This is a genomic window from Nonomuraea sp. NPDC023979 (assembly GCF_040639085.1).
GTDB classification, from domain to species: Bacteria; Actinomycetota; Actinomycetes; order Streptosporangiales; family Streptosporangiaceae; genus Nonomuraea; species Nonomuraea ceibae.
This window is the reverse complement of record NZ_JBEZZG010000004.1, coordinates 124886-144293: the sequence shown is the minus strand read 5'-3', so window position 1 is coordinate 144293 and position 19408 is coordinate 124886. Positions and strand designations below refer to the sequence as shown.

Here is a 19408-nt window from a genome sequence, read left to right as displayed (position 1 = left end):
AGTGGGTCAGCGGAAGGAGGCGAGGGCGTCGGCGAGGAGGTCGACGGCCCGGTGGAGGTCCTCCTCGGAGATGACGATCGGCGGCGCGAGCCGGATGGTGGACCCGTGCGTGTCCTTGGCCAGCACGCCCCGCTCCAGCAGGGCCTTGGACACCTCGCGCCCGGTGGCCAGGGACGGGTCGACGTCGACGCCGGCCCAGAGGCCGCGCCCGCGTACGGTCACGACGCCGTCGCCGACGAGCTCGCGCAGCCGGGCGTGCATGATGTCGCCCAGCCGGGCGGCCCGCTCCTGGAACTCGCCGGTGTTGAGCAGGTCGATGACGGCGTTGCCGACGGCGCAGGCGAGCGGGTTGCCGCCGAAGGTGGACCCGTGCTGCCCCGGCTTGATGACGCCGAGCACGTCCTCGTTCGCGGCGATGGCCGAGACGGGGACGACGCCGCCGCCGAGCGCCTTGCCCAGGACGTAGATGTCGGGCACGACGCCTTCGTGGTCGCAGGCGAAGGTCTTGCCGGTGCGCCCGAGCCCGGACTGGATCTCGTCGGCGATCATCAGCACGTTGTTCTCGGTGCAGATCTCGCGCACCTGGGCCAGGTAGCCGTCCGGCGGGACGAGCACGCCGGCCTCGCCCTGGATGGGCTCGACGAGCACGGCGACGGTGTTGGGCCCGATGGCGGACCTGATCGCCTCGGCGGAGCCGTACTTCACCACGGTGAACCCGGGCGTGTAGGGACCGAAGTCGCCGCGCGCGTCGGGGTCGGTGGAGAAGCTGACGATCGTGGTGGTGCGGCCGTGGAAGTTGTCCTCCATCACGATGATGTCGGCCTGCTCGGGCTCGACGCCCTTGACCTGGTAGCCCCACTTGCGGGCGACCTTGATGGCGGTCTCGACGGCTTCGGCGCCGGTGTTCATCGGCAGGATCATGTCCTTGCCGGTGAGGTCGCCCAGCCCGGCGCAGAACCGGGCGAACTGGTCGTGGTAGAAGGCTCGGCTGGTCAGCGTCAGGTTCTTGAGCTGCTCCTGGGCCGCCTCGATGATCTTCTCGTTGCCGTGGCCGAAGTTGAGCGAGGAGTAGCCGGACAGGAAGTCCAGGTACCGCCTGCCTTCGACGTCGGTCACCCATGCCCCGTGCGCCTCGTGGATCACCACGGGCAGCGGGTGATAGTTGTGCGCGCTCCGGCGCTCACTGGCCTCGATGAGGTCCGCGCTGCTGGTCATTCAGTTCTCCCCCCTGATTTCCAGTGTGCAGCACTTGGGGCCGCCACCGGCTTTGCGCAGCTCCGACAGGTCGACCGGGATCACCTCGTAGCCGCGCCGCTTCAGCTCCAGCTGGAGGTCTCCGGCCTCGGCGTTGATGACGACGTTGGTGCCGTCGCTGACCGCGTTGAGGCCGAGGACCTCGGCGTCGGCGGCGGAGGCGAGCACCGCGTCCGGGAACATCCGGCGCAGCACCTGGCGGCTGCCTTCGGAGAAGGCGCCCGGGTAGTAGGCGACGTTGCGCCCGTCGAGCGGGAACAGCGCGGTGTCGAGGTGGTAGAAGCGCGGGTCGACCAGCCGCAGCGTCACCACGGGCCGGCCGAGGAACTCCTGGGCCTCCTGGTGGGCCGCCGGGTCGGTGCGGAAGCCCGTACCGGCCAGGATGACCTCGTCCAGCGTGAGGAAGTCGCCCTCGCCCTCGTTGACCTGCGTGGGCTCCAGCACGGGGTAGCCGCGCTCGGCGAACCAGCGCAGGTAGGCGGGACCCTCGGGGCCGCGCTCGGGGAAGGCGAAGCGCGCCCCGTAGACCCGGCCGCCGGCGACGAGCGCCCCGTTGGCGGCGAAGACCATGTCGGGCAGCCCCTCGATCGGGTCGATGAGGCTGACCTGGTGCCCGAGGCTCTCGTACACCGCTTTGAGGCCTTCCCACTGCCGGATCGCGATGTCGCGGTCGGCGCCCGCCTCGGGGTTCATCCACGGGTTGATCGCGTAGGCGACCGTGAAGTGCTCCGGGCGGCACATGAGGAAGTGTTTGGGCATGCAGGGCTCCGTGTGTTCATGCTGGAATACGCCCTCACCTGGGAGGACGGAGCCACAGCCTAAGAATCGGGAGGCCTGTGGGGAAAGAGGGCGACATTGCGCGTGGGCGGTGTTCTGTTGCGTCTTGTGCCAGGTGAGCGGTGATTCGTTGCGCTGTCACGGCATGGCGGTTCCGGGAGGGCTGTCGACGAGCCTGGAGAGCACGATGGCGCTCTTGGTCCGCACCACGAACGCCTGCGCGGCGATGCGCTCGATCACCCGCTCGACGTGCCTGACGTCGGTCGCCCGGATGTGCAGCAGGGCGTCGGCCTCGCCGGTGATCGTGGCCGCGCCGACCACCTCCGGGAACCGGGAGACGGCCAGCGCGATGTCGGACGGCTTCGTCTTGCCCTGGCAGAACAGCTCCACGTACGCCTCGGTCGTCCAGCCGAGCGCCTGCGGTGCCACCCGGGCGCTGAAACCGGTGATCGCGCCGCTCTCGCGCAGCCGGTCCACCCGCCGTTTGACGGCCGGCGCGCTCAGGCCCACCTGCTGGCCGATCTCGGCGTAGGTCTGGCGGGCGTCGTCCACGAGCGCCGCGATGATGTCACGATCCAGCCGGTCCAGTTCCACGCGCTCTGTATATCGCCTGGCCGTGTGGCGCGCGACGATCACCTCCCGGCAGACTGGGCGCCTCTAACACGCTGGAAGGTCACCGGTCATGAGCAGCACGCGCTTTCCCGAGGGTTTCGTCTGGGGCGTCTCCACGTCCGCCTACCAGATCGAGGGCGCCAACGCCGTCGACGGGCGCGGCCCGTCGATCTGGGACTCCTTCTCCGACTCGCGGGACGCCTGCGACCACTATCACCGCTATCCCGAGGACGTGCGGCTGATGAAGGAGCTGGGGCTGGGCGCCTACCGCTTCTCGGTGAGCTGGCCCCGGGTGATGCCCGAGGGGGCGGGCCGGGTGAACGCCGCCGGGCTGGGCTTCTACGACAGGCTGGTGGACGAGCTGCTGGCGGCCGGGATCACCCCGTACGTGACGCTCTACCACTGGGACCTTCCCCAGGCGCTGGAGGACCGGGGCGGCTGGCCGGAGCGCGACACGGCGCTGCGCTTCGCCGACTACGCGCGGGTGGTGCACGAGCGGCTGGGCGACCGGGTCGGCACCTGGTTCACGCTGAACGAGCCGTGGGTGGCGGCGTTCCTCGGCTACGGCGCGGGCATCCACGCGCCCGGCAGGAGGTCGGCCGCCGACGCCTTCAGGGCCGCCCACCACCTGCTGCTCGGCCACGGGCTGGCGGCGGACGCGCTGCGCTCGGCGGGCGCCCGGGAGATCGGCGCGGTGCTCAACTTCGGGCCGGTGATGACCCCCGGCCAGGTGATCGGCTCGGCCCGCGAGCTGAGCGAGGAGGACGCCGCCGCGGTCGCCAGGATCGACGAGCTCATGCACGGGCAGTTCCTGGAGCCGCTGACGCGCGGCCGCTACCCGGACGGGGTGGTGGAGCTCGCCGGGACGGACCACGTGCGTGACGGCGACCTGGAGCTGATCTCCGGCCCGCTCGACCTGCTCGGCGTCAACTACTACGCGCCGACCGTCGTGCAGGCCCAGCCCAGCGAGCCCGCCGACCCCGCCTACCCGGGCAGCGACGGCATCCTGTTCTGCACCGTGCCCACCGCCGTGACCGCGATGGGCTGGCCCATCGTGCCCGGCGCGCTCACGCTGCTGCTCGACCGGCTGACCCGCGAGCACCCGGGCCTGGAGCTGATGATCACCGAGAACGGGGCCGACTTCGCCGACACCGTCACCGGCGACGGCATCCGCGACATGGACCGCATCCACTTCATCGAGGAGCACCTGCGCGCCCTGCGCACCTCCGTCGAGCGCGGCGCCCGGGTGCGCGGCTACCTCGTCTGGTCGCTGCTCGACAACCACGAGTGGGCCGACGGCTATCAGCGCAAGTTCGGGCTCGTGCACGTCGACTTCGCCACCCAGAAGCGGCGGATGAAGGACAGCGCGCTGTGGTACCGCGACGTGGTGCGCCGCAACGGCCTCGGCGGCGACCGGCCGCGCCGCCCCACGCTGGAGACCGTCGCCGCCCGCGCCGGCGTCTCCCGGGCGACGGTCTCGCGCGTCGTCAACGGCGAGGCGTCGGTCAGCCCGGAGGTCCGCGCCGGCGTGCTGCGCGCCGTCCGCGAGCTCGGCTACGTCCCCAACGCCGCCGCCCGCAGCCTCGTCACGCGCCGCACCGACGCGATCGCGCTGGTCCTGGCCGTGCCCCGGCAGGGCGGCGACGCCCTCACCGCCGCCGTCGTCCAGTACGTCACCAGCGTCCTCGAAGGCGCGGGAAAGCAGGTCACGCTCATGCTCGCCGACACCGCCGAGAGCCACCGGCGCATCCTGGAGCGGGTGGAGACCGGGCTGCTCGACGGCGTGGTGCTGCTGCCGCCCGACGGCCCCGACCCGCTGGCCGAGCGGTTGGCCCGCACCGGCACGCCCGTCGTGCTGCTCGGCAAGCCCGCCGTCGCCTCGCTCGTCCCGTACGTGGACGTGGACAACGCGGGTGGCGCCGCGGCGGCCACCGAGCACCTGCTGCGCCAGGGCCGCCGCCGCATCGGCGTCATCTGCGGCCCCACCGACCTGGTGGCCGTCCAGGACCGCCTGACCGGCCACCGCGAGGCCCTGGAACGCGCCGGGCTGCGCCCGCACCTCGCGCTCGCCGGTCACACCCGCGAGTCGGGCGCCGAGGCGCTCACCCGGCTGCTCGCCGAGGACGACCGCCTCGACGCCGTCTTCGCGACCGGTGACCAGCTCGCGATCGGCGCGCTGCGCGCCGCCGCCGAGGCCGGCCGCCGGGTGCCCGCCGACCTGGCGGTCGTCGGCTTCGACGACATCGACGCCGCCTCCGCCACCACCCCGCCCCTCAGCACCGTACGGACTCCCGTGACGGACCAGGCGATGGCCCTGGCCCGGCTGCTGCTGTCACGGCTGGAGGGCAGGCACGCCGGCTCGGTGGTGCTCCCGGCCCGCCTGGTGGTGCGCGGCTCCAGCGCCTGACCGGCCGGGCCGCCCCGATGGGGGAGGCCCGGGGGCGGTCAGCTGGTGGAGAAGGTGAACCAGTTGACGTTGACGAAGTCGGCCGGCTGGCCGCTGGCGAACGTCAGGTAGACGGTGTGGGTGCCGGTGACGGGTGAGATGTTGGCCGGGACCGTGCGCCAGCTCTGCCAGCCGCCGGTGTTGCCGATCGCGAAGTCGCCGATCGGCGGGGCCGTCGGGCTGCCGAGCCGCACCTGGACCAGGCCGCTCACGCCGGCCCCGGCCCCGGACGCGACGCGCGCCTTGAACTGGCGGGCCGCCGTGGCGCCGAAGTTCACCCCGTCGAAGCGGAGCCAGTCGCCGTTGGCGATGGCGCCCACGTTCTGGCCGCCACCCGCGTCGGTGGTGGCCTCGACCATCGTCCCGGACTGCGCCTGGTAGCGCTCGGCCTGGATGGTGGAGCGGGCGTCGACGCCGCCGGGCGAGGTCGGGGTGATCGTCGGCGACGGCTCGGTGGTGCCGCCGCTCTGCCACACCGCCACGTAGTCGACGACCATCGGCCGTCCCGGCACGGTGGCCGCGGTCGGCGTGCCGAACCCGGCCACGCCGTTGGGGAAGCCGCCGCCCATCGCCACGTTGAGCAGCAGGAAGTAGCCGGCGTGCCCGGTCATGTTGTTCCACGTGGTGGCGTCGAACTGGGACTGGCTCACGCTGTGGAACTGCTGGCCGTCCACGTACCAGCGGAGCTGGTTGGGGGTGACGCTGCGGTCCCACTCGAAGCGGTAGGTGTGGAAGGCCGACTGGCACGACGAGCCGGGGCAGACGCGGCTGGCGCCGAGGCCGTTGTTCTCGTTGCACGGCCCGCCGGGGCTGACGCCGCAGTGGAGCACGGCCCACACGGAGTTGACGCCGTTGACGTTCTCCATGATGTCGAACTCGCCGATGCCGGGCCAGTTCCAGTAGTTGCCCCGGTAGGGGGAGCCGAGCGCCCAGAAAGCCGGCCAGTAGCCGAGGGCGGCGTCGCCGGTGACGTTGGGCATCTGGATGCGGCCCTCGATGCGCAGGACGCGCCCGGCGGCGGGCTTGAAGTCGGCCTTCCTGGTCTCGATGCGGGCCGACGTCCACTCGCCGGAGGAGCTGCGCAGCGGGGTGATGCGCAGGTTGCCGGAGCCGTCGAGGGCCAGGTTGGAGGGGCTGGAGGTGTAGTTCTGGATCTCGCCGGTGCCCCAGTTGGCGGGGCCGCCGGGGTAGGCGTGGCCGGTGTCGATCTGCCAGTTGGCGGAGGAGGGCGGGGAGCCGGAGGGGCCGTTGAAGTCGTCGGACCAGACCAGCGACCAGCCGGACGGGGTGGGCGGCACGGCGGCGGAGGCGCTCACCGCCACGTGCACGAGCAGGCCGCTGACCAGCGTCAGCGCCGCGGCGACGGCCGCGAGCCGGCGGCGGCCGGGGGATCGGAGGGTACGTAACGTCATTCGCTGCTCCCGGGGGGTGCGGAGGCAAACCGGAGAGAGCGCTCTCTCGATTAGCTGAACACACCCGTTGACCCGCTGTCAACAGTCCGTCCGGGCCTCGGATCGCCGGGACCGTTCCGATGGGAGAGCGCTCTCAGTCGCGGGCGCCCGGACATGCCGAAGGGCCGGTCGCGACGGCGACCGGCCCTTCGTGCGCGAGCGTGCGGCTCAGCCCTTCTCGGCCTCGCCCGTGGCCTGCTCCATGGCCTCCTCGGGAGAGGCCTCCAGGTCCTGCTCCGCCTCGGCGCCGGCCTGGGCGGACGCCTTGTCCAGGCGCACCCAGCTCGTCACGCTCTCCACGGCGAACAGCACGAACAGGTAGGCGGTCAGCACGGCCAGCACCGGCGTCAGCCAGTCGAAGGCGGCGCCCACGCCGATGATGAGCAGCCGCAGCTCCCAGCCGAGCCCGGCGTGGAACACCCAGGCGGGCGGCCAGATCGACTGCCGGGTCCGGTAGACGGTGTCATAGGTGTGGTAGCCGACCACGTACACGAGCACGAACAGCAGCCACTTCGGCGCGTCGGCGGTCAGCCCGACGACGATCAGCGTGAGGAACTCGGCGCCGCGCAGCAGCGGCGGCGTCAGCCAGTCGAAGCGGCCCAGGTGGTGGCGCGGCGCGGTCGGCAGCACCAGCAGCACCATGATCAGCGGCGGGACCAGCAGCATCGGCCCCGGCTCCAGCAGCCCGCCGGCGGTGACGGCGATGACGGCCAGCAGGGCGGCGAGCGTGGCGGGGACCGGCGGCAGACCCTTGCCGAGCTTGCCCGCGAGCGCGTGGACGAGCGGCCCGTCGTCACGGTAGGCGAGCAGCCGGGCGGTCTGGACGCGGCGGCGTTCCTCGTCCGGGTCGGGTGCGGGGGTGGCGGCGGCCTGCGGGTGGGTGATCATGCGAGCGACCTCATGAGGCGTCCGGTCAGGGTGTAGGCGGCGGCGACGGTGCCCCAGATCACCAGCGTGAGGAAGGTAATGCGGGCGTCGAAGAGGGCGGCGGTGATCGCGATGGCCGCGAACCGCTCGCCGATGGGGAACACGATCATCTTACGGGCCCAGTGGACGGCGCGGTACTTGCCGGCCTTGGTCCACATCTTGAGCAGCCCGCGGATGCCCTGGCTGCGCTCGACCTTGCGGCGCTCCAGCGCCTGGCGCAGGGCCCGGTCGTCGGGCGCGTCGAGCGGCAGCGTCGGGAGCTGCGCGGGCGCCTTGGCGCGCCGGTTGGCGATGCCGAAGGAGAAGTCGAGCAGGTGGCGCACGGACTGCAGGCCGATCGCCGCCAGCGCGAAGATCCAGATCGTGTCGTCGCCGTGACCAGCCACGACCCAGCCGATCGCCAGGCCGGCGAAGACCACGTACTCCTTGAACCGGTCGAACGTGGCGTCGAGCCACGCACCGAGCACGCCGAACTTGCGGGCGTAGCGGGCGACCTGGCCGTCGACGCAGTCGAAGACGAACGCGAAGTAGATCAGGATGCCGCCCGCGACCATGCCGACCCGGTCGCCGGTGGCGAAGCAGGCGGCGGCGGCCACGCCGAGCGCGATGGAGATGAGCGTGACCTGGTTGGGCGTCAGCCCGCGCCGGGCCGCCCAGCGGGCGATGAAGCGGGAGTAGGTGGAGACGAAGTAGGTGGTGAAGAAGCCGTCGGCGCCCTTGACGGCGTTGTCGAGCCTGGCCCGGTCCTCGTCCATGCCGATGATCTCGGAGCCGGCCTCGTTGGCCTCCTCCTGGGTGGTGACGCGGCGGTAGAACAGGTCGCGGCGGCCGCGGATGCCGACCGAGACGCCGTTGCGCACCAGGCCGAACGCGATGATCTGCACCAGGTCGTCGTCGGGGCCGAAGGCGTCGGCCATGTCGGCGAGCTGACGGCAGGTCTCGGCGAGCACCGGCGCGTTGCGCGCGCTGATGTGGACCGGGCCGAGCAGCACGGCGTTGGGCCGGGTCACCTTGTGGGTGGCGGTGCCGATCGACACCACCCGCGACTTGCCGATGCGGGAGCGAACCGGGAGCCCTTCGACCCGGTTCATGCCGATCTCTGGCTCTGCCTCCTCGATCGGAACGGCCTCGGCCGTCTCCTCCTGTCCCGCGCCGGGGTCCTCGTCGGAGTCCTCCCCGGCCGCCGGGCGCGGCTCCTTGGCGACGAGCACCAGCGCGCCGCGCTTGGACTTGGTGATCTGGTAGATCAGCTCGTCGTGGACGACCGAGTTTTCCGGGATGATGAACAGGCTTTCCGTCGCCGACTCGGCGACCTCGGCCAGTGCGCGCAGGGCGGCGGCCACGTCGCCTGACGCGATCGTGGCGGGCCGCGGGTCCATGGTGCGAAGCTGGCTGTGCAGCCGCTCGGAGACGGTGGGATTGCCGGGTAGCGCGGCGAGCCTCAGGCCGGTCGGAGCGGTGTCGGGGCCGGGCGAAGAGCCCAGCAGGACCACGCGGGTCATGACTCCCTTTCGAGGCGGTTTCGGGGGGTTGAACATCGGGCAATGCGGGACAGGCGTCAAAGTGTAGTAAGGGTTCCTGAGCAACGCGTCACCGCCGCACGGCCGGAGCACGAAGTGCCGACGCTTTCCCGGCCATAAGATGAGCGAGTGAGTCTCTACCGTGACGAGGGCGTGGTCCTGCGCACGCAAAAGCTCGGCGAAGCCGATCGCATCGTCACAATCCTGGCCAAGCGCACCGGCAAGATCCGGGCCGTGGCCAAGGGGGTGCGCCGCACCACCTCGCGCTTCGGCGCAAGGCTCGAGCCGTTCACCCACGTCGATCTGCAACTCCACACCGGACGCACCCTCGACGTGGTCACCCAGGCCGAGACCATCAGACCTTACGGCGAGACACTGGCGGCCGACTACCCCCGCTACACCGCCGGCACCGCGATGCTGGAGACCGCCGACCGGCTCACCCACGGCGAGAAGGAGCCGGCGCTGCGCCAGTTCCTGCTGCTGGTGGGCGGGCTGCGCACGCTGGCCGACGGCGACCACGAGGCCAGGCTGGTGCTCGACGCCTACTTCCTGCGCTCGCTGGCCGTCGCCGGCTACGCGCCCGCGCTGGAGGCGTGCGCCAAGTGCCGGGCCCCGGCCGTCAGGGCGTTCGCCATCGTGGCGGGCGGCGTGGTGTGCGGGGCGTGCCGCCCGGCCGGCTCGGCCGTGCCCGCCGGGGAGACGATCGGGCTCATGACGGCGCTGCTGCGGGGCGACTGGGTCTCCGCCGACGCCTCAGAGCCGCGCCACCGCACCGAGTGCAGCGGCCTGGTGGCGGCCTACCTGCAATGGCACCTGGAGCACGGCATCCGCTCGCTGCGCCACGTAGAAAGGGAACCCGCGTGAATCCCCGCCCGCCGTCGCCGCACCCGTCCGGTGCGACGCCGCCGCCGATCCCGCGCGACCTGGTGCCCCGGCACGTCGCCATCGTCATGGACGGCAACGGCCGCTGGGCCAAGGCCCGCGGCCTGCCGCGCACCGAGGGGCACAAGGCGGGGGAGGCGTCCCTGTTCGACGTCATCGAGGGCGCCCTGGAGCTCGGCGTGCCCTACCTGAGCGCGTACGCCTTCTCCACGGAGAACTGGAAGCGCTCGCCCGACGAGGTGCGCTTCCTCATGGGCTTCAACCGCGACGTGATCCGGCGCCGCCGCGACGAGCTCAACGCGATGGGCGTGCGGGTGCGCTGGGCGGGCCGGCCGGGCCGGCTGTGGAAAAGCGTGATCTCCGAGCTGCAGACCGCCGAGGCGATGACCGAGCACAACCGGGCGCTGACGTTGCAGTTCTGCGTCAACTACGGCGGCCAGGCCGAGATCGTCGAGGCGGCGGTCAAGCTGGCCGAGGACATCGCCGCCGGCCGCGTCAGGGCGTCGAAGGTCAACGAGAAGGTCTTCGCCCGCTACCTCGACGAGCCGGAGATCCCGCCGGTCGACCTGTTCGTCCGCTCGTCGGGGGAGCAGCGCTTCTCCAACTTCCTGCTGTGGCAGTCGGCCTACGCCGAGATGGTGTTCCTGGACCGGCTCTGGCCCGACTTCGACCGGCGCGACCTGTGGGAGGCGTGCGAGATCTACGCCAAGCGCGACCGCCGCTACGGCGGGGCGGTGCCCAACCAGGTCTGAGCGCGCCCTGACGTGGGCAACGTCAGGACATGTGGCGACTGATCTGGAACTCTGCCCTGGTCATCGCGCTCTACTACCTCGTCCCGCTGGAGGCCGGCGGGCCCCTGTGGCTGAGGTGGGCTCGCGCGGCGGTGTTCGCGGCCGGGGTGGCGCTGGTCGTGGTGGGCGTCGCCCGCGCGGCCAGGCGGCAGGCGACGGCCGAGCCCGGCTCCCTGCCCGCGACCGGCCTGGCGGTGGCGACCGTGGCGGGCGTCGCCCTGTTCGCGCTGGCCGACTACGGGGTGGCCGTCTGGGGCGAGAACGAGTTCGCCGGGCTGCGCACGCGCACCGACGCCCTCTACTTCGCCGTCTCGACGCTGGCCACGGTCGGCTTCGGCGACGTGCACGCGCAGGGGCAGGTGGCCAGGGCGCTGGTGCTGGCGCAGATGGTGTTCAACCTGGTCGTCCTCGCCACGGCCGCGACCCTGCTGACCCGCCGCCTGCGCGAGCGCCGCCACCTGTGACGCCCCTCCCGGGAGGGTGACGTCCCTCCCAAGAGGATGGCGCCTCTCTCAGGAGGGTGACGGCGGCAGCGCGGCCAGGCGGCGGGTGGCCTCGGCGAGGTCGGCCGGGCCCGGGGCGGCGGCGAAGGAGAGCCGCAGGAAGGGGCCCGAGGGCTCGGCGGGGAAGTAGCGGGCGCCCGCGTCCACCGCGACGCCGTGGGCGCGGGCGGCGTCGGCCAGCGTGGTGTCCTGGACGCCGTCCGGCAGGCGTACCCACAGGTGCAGGCCGCCGGTCGGGTGCCGGGTGAGCGTCCAGTGCGGGAGGTCGCGGGCGAGACAGGCGGCGAGCAGCGCGCAGCGCTCGCGCAGGGCGGCCGAGAGCGTCCGCAGGTGCCGCTCCCAAGCCGGGGTGCTGAGAAGCTCGACGGCGGCCTCCTGGAGCGGCCGGGCGGTGAAGAAGTCGTCGACGAAGCGCATCCCCCACAGCCGCCGCATCACCGGGCCGCGCGCGATCACCGCGCCGATGCGCAGGCTGGGGGAGGCGGGCTTGGTCAGCGAGGTGAGGTGGATGACGGTGCCGTCGCGGTCGCCGGAGACCAGCGGGGGCGGCAGCGGGCCGCCGTGGCCGAGATGGCGGGCGAAGTCGTCCTCGACGAGGAACGCGCCGGCCGCCCTGGCCACCTCCACCACCTGCTCGCGCCTGCCGGGGGCCAGGACCGTGCCGGTCGGGTTGTGGAACGTGGGCTGGCAGTAGAGCAGCCGCGCGCCGGTCATGGCGAAGGCGTCGGCGAGCAGGTCGGGGCGGATGCCGTCGGCGTCCGTCGGCACCGGCAGCGGGCGCAGCCCGGCGGCGCGGGCGGCGGCCAGCGCGCCCGGGTAGGTGGGCGACTCCATGAGGACCGGGCCGCCGGGGGCGACGATGGCCCTGAACAGCATCGACAGCGCGCCCTGCCCGCCGCCGGTGACGAGCACGTCGTCGGCGGTCACCGAGCCGCCCGCCTGGCGGGCGAACAGCGCGCGCAGCGGCGCGAGCCCGGCCGTCGGGGCGCGGCGCCAGGCGCCGGGACGGCGGGCGGCGCGGGCGAGCGCGGCGGCCAGCGCCCGCGTGGGCTGCAGCGACTCGTGCGGGTAGCCGCCCGACAGGGCGACGGCGCCGTCCGGCAGCGGGACCGGCGGCTCGGCGGAGGCGTCGCGCCCGGCGAGCGCCACCGACTGCCAGGAGGTGTCGGCCCCGCCGCCCTGGTCCGCGGGGCGGGCGGCCACGAACGTGCCACTGCCCGGCCGGGTCACCACCGCGCCCTCGGCGGCGAGCCGGGCGATCGCGCGGGACACGGTGGCCGGGCCGACGTGGTGGCGGACGGTCAGCTCGCGGCTGCTGGGCAGGCGGTCACCGGGGGCGAGCCCGGCGATCAGCTTCCGGAGAGCTGCCACCATCTCAGAAGTGCTACTCTCGGACATGAGAGGACATGGTAACGCTTCTGAGTTGAGCCCGGAAACGCTTCTGGCCCTGCGGGCCGACACGCCGGGCTGCGAGCAGGTCGTCCACTTCAACAACGCGGGCTGCGGGCTGCTGGCCACGCCGGTGCTGGACGCCATGCTCGACCACCTCCGCCTGGAGGCGGCCATCGGCGGCTACGAGGCGTCGGCCGCCCGCGCCGAGCAGGTGCGCGGCTTCTACACCGAGATCGCCGCGCTGATCAACGCCGGCCCCGGCAACATCGCCTTCGCCACCAGCGCCACCCACGCCTACGCCACCGCGCTGTCGGCGATCCCCTTCGAACCCGGCGACGTCATCCTGACCACCCGCAACGACTTCATCTCCAACCAGATCGCCTTCCTGTCGCTGCGCAAGCGGCACGGCGTCCGCGTCGTGCACGCCCCCGACACGCCCGAGGGCGGCGTGGACGTGCCCGCGATGGCCGCCCTCATGCGCGAGCACCGCCCCCGGCTCGTCAGCGCCACCCACATTCCCACCAACTCCGGCCTCGTCCAGCCGGTCGCCGAGATCGGCGCGCACTGCCGCGAACTGGACCTGCTCTACCTGGTCGACGCCTGCCAGTCGGTCGGCCAGCACCCCGTGGACGTGGCGGAGATCGGCTGCGACCTGCTCACCGCCACCTGCCGCAAGTTCCTGCGCGGCCCGCGCGGCTCCGGCTTCCTGTACGTGTCCGACCGCGTGCTGCGCGCCGGCTACGAGCCGCTGTTCATCGACATGTACGGGGCCCGCTGGGTCGCTCCCGACCGCTACGAGCCGGTGGAGAGCGCGGCCAGGTTCGAGGACTGGGAGTTCCCGTACGCCACGGTCCTCGGCTCGGCGGCGGCCGTCGCGTACGCCCGCCGGGTCGGCATGGACGCCATCGCCCGCCGCACCCCGGCCCTGGCGGCGCTGCTGCGCGAGGGCCTGGCCGCCATCCCCGGCGTACGCGTCCTGGACCGGGGCCCGGCGCTGGGGGCGCTGGTCACGTTCGCGATCGAGGGGTGGCAGGCGCGGCCGTTCAAGGCGGCGCTGGACGCGCGCGGCGTCAACTCGGCGCTCAGCTTCCGCGAGCTGGCCCGGTACGACTTCGGCGACAAGGACGTGGAGTGGGCCCTGCGCCTGTCGCCGCACTACTACAACACCGAGGACGAGGTCGGCCACGTAACGGAGGCCGTGGCCGGCCTCGTCCGCCCCTGACGGGAGCCGTACGGGCGTCCGTCCCAGCGCGGCCGGAAACCCGGTTGCGGTCCCGGGCGCGGGCACGGAACGCTAATCCGCGTGGAGATGCACGCAGGTCAGCTGACAGTCACGCCCGAGACGGTCCGCGCGCTCGTGGCCGAACAGTTCCCGCAGTGGCGGGACCTGCCGGTCACGGGCGTCGCCGCCCACGGCACGGTCAACGCCATCTTCCGCATCGGCGACGGGCTGGCCGCCCGCTTCCCCCTGGAGCCCCGCGACGTCGACTCGACGCGGGCCTGGCTCCAGAAGGAGGCGCGGGCGGCGGGCGAGCTGGCCGGGCGTACGCGGTTCCGCACCCCCGAGCCGGTCGCGCTCGGCGAGCCCGGGGCGGGCTACCCGCTCCCGTGGTCGGTGCAGACGTGGCTGCCCGGCGTCGTGGCCACGGACGCGGACCCGGGCGAATCGGTCGCCTTCGCCCACGACCTGGCGGCCCTCGTCCACGACCTGCGCGCCCTCGACACCCGTGGCCGCACCTTCAGCGGCTCCGGCCGGGGCGGCGACCTGAAGGACCACGACGCGTGGATGGAGACCTGCTTCACCCACAGCGAACACCTCCTCGACGTCCCCCGGCTGCGCCGCCTCTGGGCCGAGCTGCGGATCCTGCCCCGCGAGGGCGCCGACGTGATGAACCACTGCGACCTGATCCCCGGCAACGTGCTCGTGTCCGGCGGCCTGCTCGCCGGCATCCTCGACGTCGGCGGCTTCGCCCCGGCCGACCCGGCGCTGGACCTGGTGAGCGCCTGGCACCTGCTGGAGGCCGGGCCGCGCCAGGCGCTCCGCGACGACCTCGGCTGCACCGACCTCGAATGGGAACGCGGCAAGGCGTGGGCCTTCCAGCAGGCGATGGGCCTGGTCTGGTACTACGTCGACAGCAACCCGCCGATGAGCCGCCTCGGCGCCCGCACCCTCCAGCGCATCCTGGCGGCCTCCTAGCGGCCGTGCCCGGCTCCCCGCGCCGGTTGCCTCCCTGGGGCGGCGCGCTGGGGGAGGACGGCAGGCCCGACAGGGGGTCAGCCTCGGCGGCGGGCTCGGTAGGCGGCGACGTGCATCCGGTTCCCGCAGGTGCGGCTGTCGCAGTAGACGCGCGACCGGTTGCGCGACTCGTCGACGAAGACGTGCTCGCAGTCGGGCGCGGAGCAGGTGCGCAGCCGTTCCCATTCGCCCTCGACGAGCAGGTGGGCGAGGGCGACGCCGCAGTCGGCGGCCAGGTGCTCGGCGAGGGTGGCGTCGGGCGCGAAGTAGTGGACGTGCAGCGGGTGCCCGTCGTGCTCGGTGAGCCGTGGGGTGATGCGGGTCTCGGACAGCAGCGAGTTGAGGGTGCGCACGGCGGTGGGCTGGTCGGGGGCGACGAAGACGCGGTGGAACGCCTCCCGTACGATGCGTACCTGTCCGAGGTCGCGCGGGGTGAGGGTGCTGATGCCGCTCACCTGGCGCGAGTCGACGAAGGATTGCAGCTCGGCCAGGGTCGCCAGACCGTCGTCCCCTCCTGTGGAGGGCGAGGTGTTGATCAGCTCGACGACGGTGGCCAGCGCATGCACCATGTCATGGCCAAACGGCATATTGACTCCTGTCCGGGCCGGTTCTAGCGTGGTCGCAGCGTATCTCTCCCACGGGGGGTCGGGGGTTTCGGTGAGTGCACATCGTCGTTTCGTGCTGATCGCGATCGCCGGAGCACTGATCATCTCGACCTCCGCCCCGCTCGTCCGGCTGTCGGGCGTCTCGCCCGCGACCTCGGCGCTGTTCCGGTGCGCGTACGCGGTGCCGCCCATGCTGGTGCTGGCCTGGCTGGAGCGGCGCAGGCTCGGGCCGCTGACCGGCAAGCCGCTCTACCTGGCGTGGGTGGCGGGGCTCATGTTCGCGTTCGACCTGCTGTTCTGGCATCACACGATCGACTACGTGGGCGCGGGGCTGGCGACCGTGCTGGGCAACCTTCAGGTGTTCATCGTGGCGTTCGCCGCGTGGGCGCTGTTCCGGGAGCGGCCGTCGACGCCGCTGATGATCGCCACGCCGGTGGTGTTCGGCGGCGTGGTGCTGATCTCGGGGGTGTTCGACAGCGGGGCGTACGGCGCCGACCCGGCGCTCGGGGTGGTGACCGGCGTGGCCACGTCGATCGCGTACGCGGCGTTCCTGCTGCTGATGAAGGCCGGTTCGGGCCGCGCGGCCGGGCCGCTGGCGCACGCGACCGTGGTGGCGACGGTGGCGATCGCGGCGCTGAGCCCGCTGTTCGGCGGGGCGAGCTTCGTGCCGGAGTGGCCGGCGCACGGCTGGCTGCTGCTGCTCGCGCTGGGGCCGCAGGTGCTCGGCTGGTCGCTGATCACCTATTCGCTGCCCCGGCAGCCGGCCGTGCTGACCGCGCTGCTCCTGCTGGTGCAGCCGGTGACGACGGTGGCGCTGTCGGCGGTCGCGCTCGGCGAGCGGCCGTCGCCGCTCCAGCTCGCCGGCTGCGCGGTGGTGGTGCTGGGCGTCCTGTACGGGTCGCGGCGGGGTCAGGCCGGGCGCGGCGTGCGCGAGCAGGACGAGCAGGTGCCGAACACCTCGACCGTGTGAGTGATCTCGGTGAACCCGTGCTCGGTGCCGACGGTCTCGGCCCAGCGTTCGACGGCGGGCCCGGCCACCTCGACGGTCCGGCCGCAGCGGCGGCAGACCAGGTGGTGGTGGTGCTCGCCGGTCTCGCACGCCCGGTAGACCGACTCGCCGTCGTCGGTGCGCAGCACGTCGACGTGGCCGCCATCGGCCAGCGCCTGGAGGGCGCGGTAGACGGTGGTCAGGCCGATCTTGGCGCCGTGCTGGCGCATCTCGGCGTAGACGTCCTGCGCGCTGCGGAAGCCCTCGCTCTGGCGAAGGGTGTCGTGCACGGCGTCGCGTCTCGTGGTCATACGACCTCCTCGGCACGCGTGCTTGGCTCGGTCACTGTCGACTCCTGGGATCGGCCTCGGCGTACGAATTTACCCACACCCAGGGCCAGGACGAAGCCGGCCAGGGCAAGAAGCACGATTGAGGCCCCGGGCGGCACCCGGGTGGAGGCGGTGGAGGCGAGCAGCCCGCCCACGGCGGCGATGACGCCGAACAGCATGGCGAGCAGCATCGTGGTGCGGAAGCCGCGGGTGAGCTGCTGGCTGGTGGCCACCGGGATGACCATGAGCGCGCTGACGAGCAGCAGGCCGACCACGCGCATGGCGATGACGACGGTGAGCGCGGCGGTGACGGCGATGAGCAGGCTGAGGAAGCGCACCGGCAGGCCGCTGGCGCGGGCCATCTCCTCGTCCTGGCAGAGCACGAACAGCTCCCTGCCGAAGATCGCGACGACGGCGAGGACGGCGACGGCCAGCGCGCCGATGATCCAGATGTCCTGCTCGGTGACGCTGGCGATGGCGCCGAACAGGTAGGAGTTGAGCTTGGAGTTGCTGCCGCCGGGCGCGATGCCCATGAGCAGCACGCCGCCCGCGATGCCACCGTAGAACATCAGGGCCAGGGCCACGTCGCCGCTGGTGCGCCCGCGCGCCCTGACCAGCTCGATGGCGACGGCGCCGGCCACCGCGACGAGGACGGCGGTGAGCACCGGCGCGGTGCCGGTCAGGAACCCGAGCGCGACGCCGGTCAGCGCCACGTGCCCGATGCCGTCGCCGAGCAGCGCGAGCCTGCGCTGCACGATGAACGTGCCCACGGCGGGCGCGCAGAGGCCGACCAGCAGCGCCGCGAGCAGCGCGAGCTGGAAGAACTGCCTGTCGAGCAACTCGATCATGCTTCTCCCTGCCAGCCCCGCAGCGGCCCCGCCGTGGCTTCGGCGGCGTGCGGGTGGACGTGCTCGTGTCCCGGCCTGGCGCAGTCGCCTTCGGGCCGGGGCGGCGGGCCGTCGTGCGCGACGAGGCCTTCGCGCACGACGACGCCGCGGGTGATGAGCGGCTCCAGCGGGCCGAGCTCGTGCGCGACGAGCACGATGGTCTTGCCGCCTGCCACCAGCCTGGCCAGCGTGTCGGCCAGGAGCTGCTGGGTGGCGGCGTCGACGCCCGCGGTGGGCTCGTCCATCACGTACGTGTCGGGCTCGCCGGCCAGGGCGCGGGCGATGAGCACCCGCTGCTGCTGCCCGCCGGAGAGCGCCTGGACCGGGTCGTGCGCCCGGTCGGACAGGCGGACGGCCTCCAAGGCGCTCGCCACGGCCGCCCGGTCGGCGGCGCTGGTGCGGCGCAGCCTGCTCTGCCGGGCGATGCGGCCCGAGGTGACGACCTCGCCGACGGTCGCGGGCACGCCGCCGCCGACGGAGAGCCGCTGCGGCACGTAGCCGATGCGCCACCAGTCGCGGAACCTGGCGGGCGGCGTGCCGTACATCAGGGTCTGTCCGCCGGACAGCGGCGTGAGGCCGAGCAGCGCGCGGACCAGGGTGGACTTGCCTGAGCCGTTGGCGCCCATGACGGCGACGACCTCGCCGGGGCTGACGGTGAGGTCGATGCCGCGCAGGATGGGCCGCCGGTCGAGCGTCACCCGCCCGTCGCGCATCTCGAAGGCGGTCTCGGTCAAGGTGTGCATCCCAACGCCGACTGCAGGGTCTTGAGGTTGCCCCGCATGGCCGACAGGTAGTCGCCCGAGGGCTTGCTCTCCAGCGGGTCGAGCACGGCCGTCTTCGCGCCCACCTCGGCGGCGAGCACCTCGGCGACCTTGGGGCTGACCAGGGCCTCGGTGAAGATGGTCGTCACCTTCTCCGCCTTGGCGAGCTTGGCCACCTCGTCGATGCGGGCGGGCGAGGGCTCGGTCTCGGGGTCGAGGGTGATGCCGACCTGCTTGAGCTTATACCGGTCGGCCAGGTAGCCGAACGCCTCGTGCGCGGTCACCATGGTGCGCGTCGCGCAGGTGGTCAGGCCGGTGGCGAGCTCCTTGTCGAGCATGGTGAGCGAGGCGGCGGCGGTGGCGGCGCGGTCCTTGAAGCCCTGCGCGTGGGCCGGGTCGGCGGCGGCCAGGCGCTCGCCGAGCTTGCCGGCGACGGTGGCCAGGCGGGACGGGTCGAGCCACAGGTGCGGGTCGTAGGCGACCCCGTGGTCGTGGCCCTCCTCAGCGTGAGTCTCCTCGGCATGGCCTTCCTCGGCGTGACTCTCCTCGCCGTGGCCCTCCTCCCCGGCGTGGCCCTCCTCGGCGTGCCCGCCGGCCGGGAGCGTGGCCACGGCGGTGGCGGCGTCGAAGGAGCGCTCGGGGTCGACCGCGTCGTCCACGGCGGGCTGGACGCCCTTGATGTAGACGGTGAGCGTGGCGTCCTCGAGCTGGGCCATCTGCTGGGCGCCGAGCTCCAGGTCGTGCGGCTCGACGCCGGGCGCGGTCAGGACGGCCACCTGGGCGTCGGGGCCCGCGATCTGCTCGCTGAGCCACTGCAACGGATAGAACGCGGCGAGGACCTGGGGCTTGCCGTCGGCGGCCTCAGGTGTCGCGCCGGATCCGGCTCCGCAGGCGGTGGTCGTGAGCAGCGTGGCGCCCGCGAGGAGCCCGGCGGCTCGCAGGCGGGAATGTCCTGACATCATGTGAGTCAGTATGCTGCAAAATGAAAATGGTTGTCAAAGTCGACCTTGGTAGGGATGCCGAACGGCGTGCTGGGGGCCAGGCGGC

Annotated in this window: 19 protein-coding genes; 7 read left to right on the top strand and 12 right to left on the bottom strand. The window is 72.9% G+C overall.

What is annotated here, in order from left to right; translation table 11 throughout:
• Nucleotides 1-6 precede the first annotated feature (6 nt).
• From rocD to AB0G11_RS09935, 3 genes are all read right to left on the bottom strand, one after another.
• Nucleotides 7-1215, bottom strand: coding sequence for an ornithine--oxo-acid transaminase (gene rocD / locus AB0G11_RS09945; RefSeq protein ID WP_357585103.1), 1209 nt, complete (start codon nt 1213-1215; stop codon nt 7-9).
• Entirely contained in the window at nt 1216-2013 is a 798-nt protein-coding gene (ddaH, locus tag AB0G11_RS09940; RefSeq protein ID WP_219507571.1) for a dimethylargininase, read from the bottom strand.
• A gap of 156 nt (nt 2014-2169) precedes the next feature.
• Complete coding sequence (locus AB0G11_RS09935) at nt 2170-2625, bottom strand: Lrp/AsnC family transcriptional regulator (protein WP_219507572.1); 456 nt, start codon at nt 2623-2625, stop codon at nt 2170-2172.
• Nucleotides 2626-2713: 88 nt separating this feature from the next.
• Between AB0G11_RS09935 and AB0G11_RS09930 the strand changes: the two genes are divergently transcribed.
• Nucleotides 2714-5050, top strand: coding sequence for a GH1 family beta-glucosidase (locus AB0G11_RS09930; protein ID WP_357585101.1), 2337 nt, complete (start codon nt 2714-2716; stop codon nt 5048-5050).
• Nucleotides 5051-5088: 38 nt separating this feature from the next.
• On the opposite strand, the gene AB0G11_RS09925 is transcribed toward AB0G11_RS09930, so the two are convergent.
• From AB0G11_RS09925 to AB0G11_RS09915, 3 genes are all read right to left on the bottom strand, one after another.
• On the bottom strand, nt 5089-6501 hold the full coding sequence (locus tag AB0G11_RS09925) for a glycoside hydrolase family 16 protein (protein ID WP_357585099.1): 1413 nt from the start codon (nt 6499-6501) through the stop codon (nt 5089-5091).
• A 207-nt stretch (nt 6502-6708) separates the two neighbouring features.
• The gene (locus AB0G11_RS09920) at nt 6709-7428 is read right to left on the bottom strand and encodes a DUF5941 domain-containing protein (protein WP_357585097.1); all 720 of its coding nucleotides are present in this window, start codon (nt 7426-7428) and stop codon (nt 6709-6711) included.
• Nucleotides 7425-8969: a CDP-alcohol phosphatidyltransferase family protein gene (locus AB0G11_RS09915; protein WP_219507579.1), complete on the bottom strand. Its 1545-nt coding sequence runs from the start codon at nt 8967-8969 to the stop codon at nt 7425-7427. Before AB0G11_RS09915 ends, AB0G11_RS09920 begins: the two co-directional genes overlap by 4 nt.
• Before the next feature lie 147 nt (nt 8970-9116).
• Here AB0G11_RS09915 and recO point away from each other — a divergent pair, with 147 nt between their 5' ends.
• From recO to AB0G11_RS09900, 3 genes are read left to right on the top strand one after another with little or no spacing between them, the layout of a single operon-like run.
• Complete coding sequence (recO, locus tag AB0G11_RS09910) at nt 9117-9851, top strand: DNA repair protein RecO (RefSeq protein ID WP_219507581.1); 735 nt, start codon at nt 9117-9119, stop codon at nt 9849-9851.
• On the top strand, nt 9848-10621 hold the full coding sequence (locus tag AB0G11_RS09905) for an isoprenyl transferase (RefSeq protein WP_219507583.1): 774 nt from the start codon (nt 9848-9850) through the stop codon (nt 10619-10621). Before recO ends, AB0G11_RS09905 begins: the two co-directional genes overlap by 4 nt.
• 29 nt (nt 10622-10650) lie before the next feature.
• Nucleotides 10651-11124 carry a potassium channel family protein gene (locus AB0G11_RS09900; protein WP_219507584.1) on the top strand — a complete coding sequence of 158 codons (474 nt, stop codon included), beginning with the start codon at nt 10651-10653 and terminating at the stop codon, nt 11122-11124.
• A gap of 48 nt (nt 11125-11172) precedes the next feature.
• Here the strand turns inward: AB0G11_RS09900 and AB0G11_RS09895 are convergent, their stop codons facing one another.
• Complete coding sequence (locus tag AB0G11_RS09895; protein WP_357585096.1) at nt 11173-12537, bottom strand: PLP-dependent aminotransferase family protein; 1365 nt, start codon at nt 12535-12537, stop codon at nt 11173-11175.
• A gap of 49 nt (nt 12538-12586) precedes the next feature.
• On the opposite strand from AB0G11_RS09895, the gene AB0G11_RS09890 reads away from it, so the two are divergent.
• Together AB0G11_RS09890 and AB0G11_RS09885 are read left to right on the top strand one after the other, a co-directional pair.
• Complete coding sequence (locus tag AB0G11_RS09890; protein WP_357585094.1) at nt 12587-13777, top strand: aminotransferase class V-fold PLP-dependent enzyme; 1191 nt, start codon at nt 12587-12589, stop codon at nt 13775-13777.
• A gap of 87 nt (nt 13778-13864) precedes the next feature.
• Nucleotides 13865-14752 carry an aminoglycoside phosphotransferase family protein gene (locus AB0G11_RS09885; protein ID WP_357585424.1) on the top strand — a complete coding sequence of 296 codons (888 nt, stop codon included), beginning with the start codon at nt 13865-13867 and terminating at the stop codon, nt 14750-14752.
• 77 nt (nt 14753-14829) lie between these two features.
• Here AB0G11_RS09885 and AB0G11_RS09880 read toward each other — a convergent pair whose 3' ends face one another.
• A complete protein-coding gene (locus tag AB0G11_RS09880; protein ID WP_219509500.1) occupies nt 14830-15378 on the bottom strand; it encodes a CGNR zinc finger domain-containing protein in 549 nt (182 codons plus the stop codon).
• 91 nt (nt 15379-15469) lie between these two features.
• On the opposite strand from AB0G11_RS09880, the gene AB0G11_RS09875 reads away from it, so the two are divergent.
• The gene (locus AB0G11_RS09875; protein WP_308125968.1) at nt 15470-16366 is read left to right on the top strand and encodes a DMT family transporter; all 897 of its coding nucleotides are present in this window, start codon (nt 15470-15472) and stop codon (nt 16364-16366) included.
• Here the strand turns inward: AB0G11_RS09875 and AB0G11_RS09870 are convergent.
• The 4 genes from AB0G11_RS09870 to AB0G11_RS09855 are packed head-to-tail and all read right to left on the bottom strand — an operon-like array spanning nt 16306 to nt 19323.
• Entirely contained in the window at nt 16306-16695 is a 390-nt protein-coding gene (locus tag AB0G11_RS09870) for a transcriptional repressor (RefSeq protein WP_219509502.1), read from the bottom strand. The genes AB0G11_RS09875 and AB0G11_RS09870 overlap by 61 nt on opposite strands.
• Nucleotides 16692-17561, bottom strand: a complete 870-nt coding sequence (locus tag AB0G11_RS09865) for a metal ABC transporter permease (protein WP_219509503.1) — start codon at nt 17559-17561, stop codon at nt 16692-16694. Before AB0G11_RS09865 ends, AB0G11_RS09870 begins: the two co-directional genes overlap by 4 nt.
• On the bottom strand, nt 17558-18343 hold the full coding sequence (locus AB0G11_RS09860; RefSeq protein ID WP_219509504.1) for a metal ABC transporter ATP-binding protein: 786 nt from the start codon (nt 18341-18343) through the stop codon (nt 17558-17560). The genes AB0G11_RS09865 and AB0G11_RS09860 overlap by 4 nt, the downstream gene beginning before the upstream one ends.
• Entirely contained in the window at nt 18331-19323 is a 993-nt protein-coding gene (locus AB0G11_RS09855; protein ID WP_357585092.1) for a metal ABC transporter substrate-binding protein, read from the bottom strand. Before AB0G11_RS09855 ends, AB0G11_RS09860 begins: the two co-directional genes overlap by 13 nt.
• Nucleotides 19324-19408: the final 85 nt, after the last annotated feature.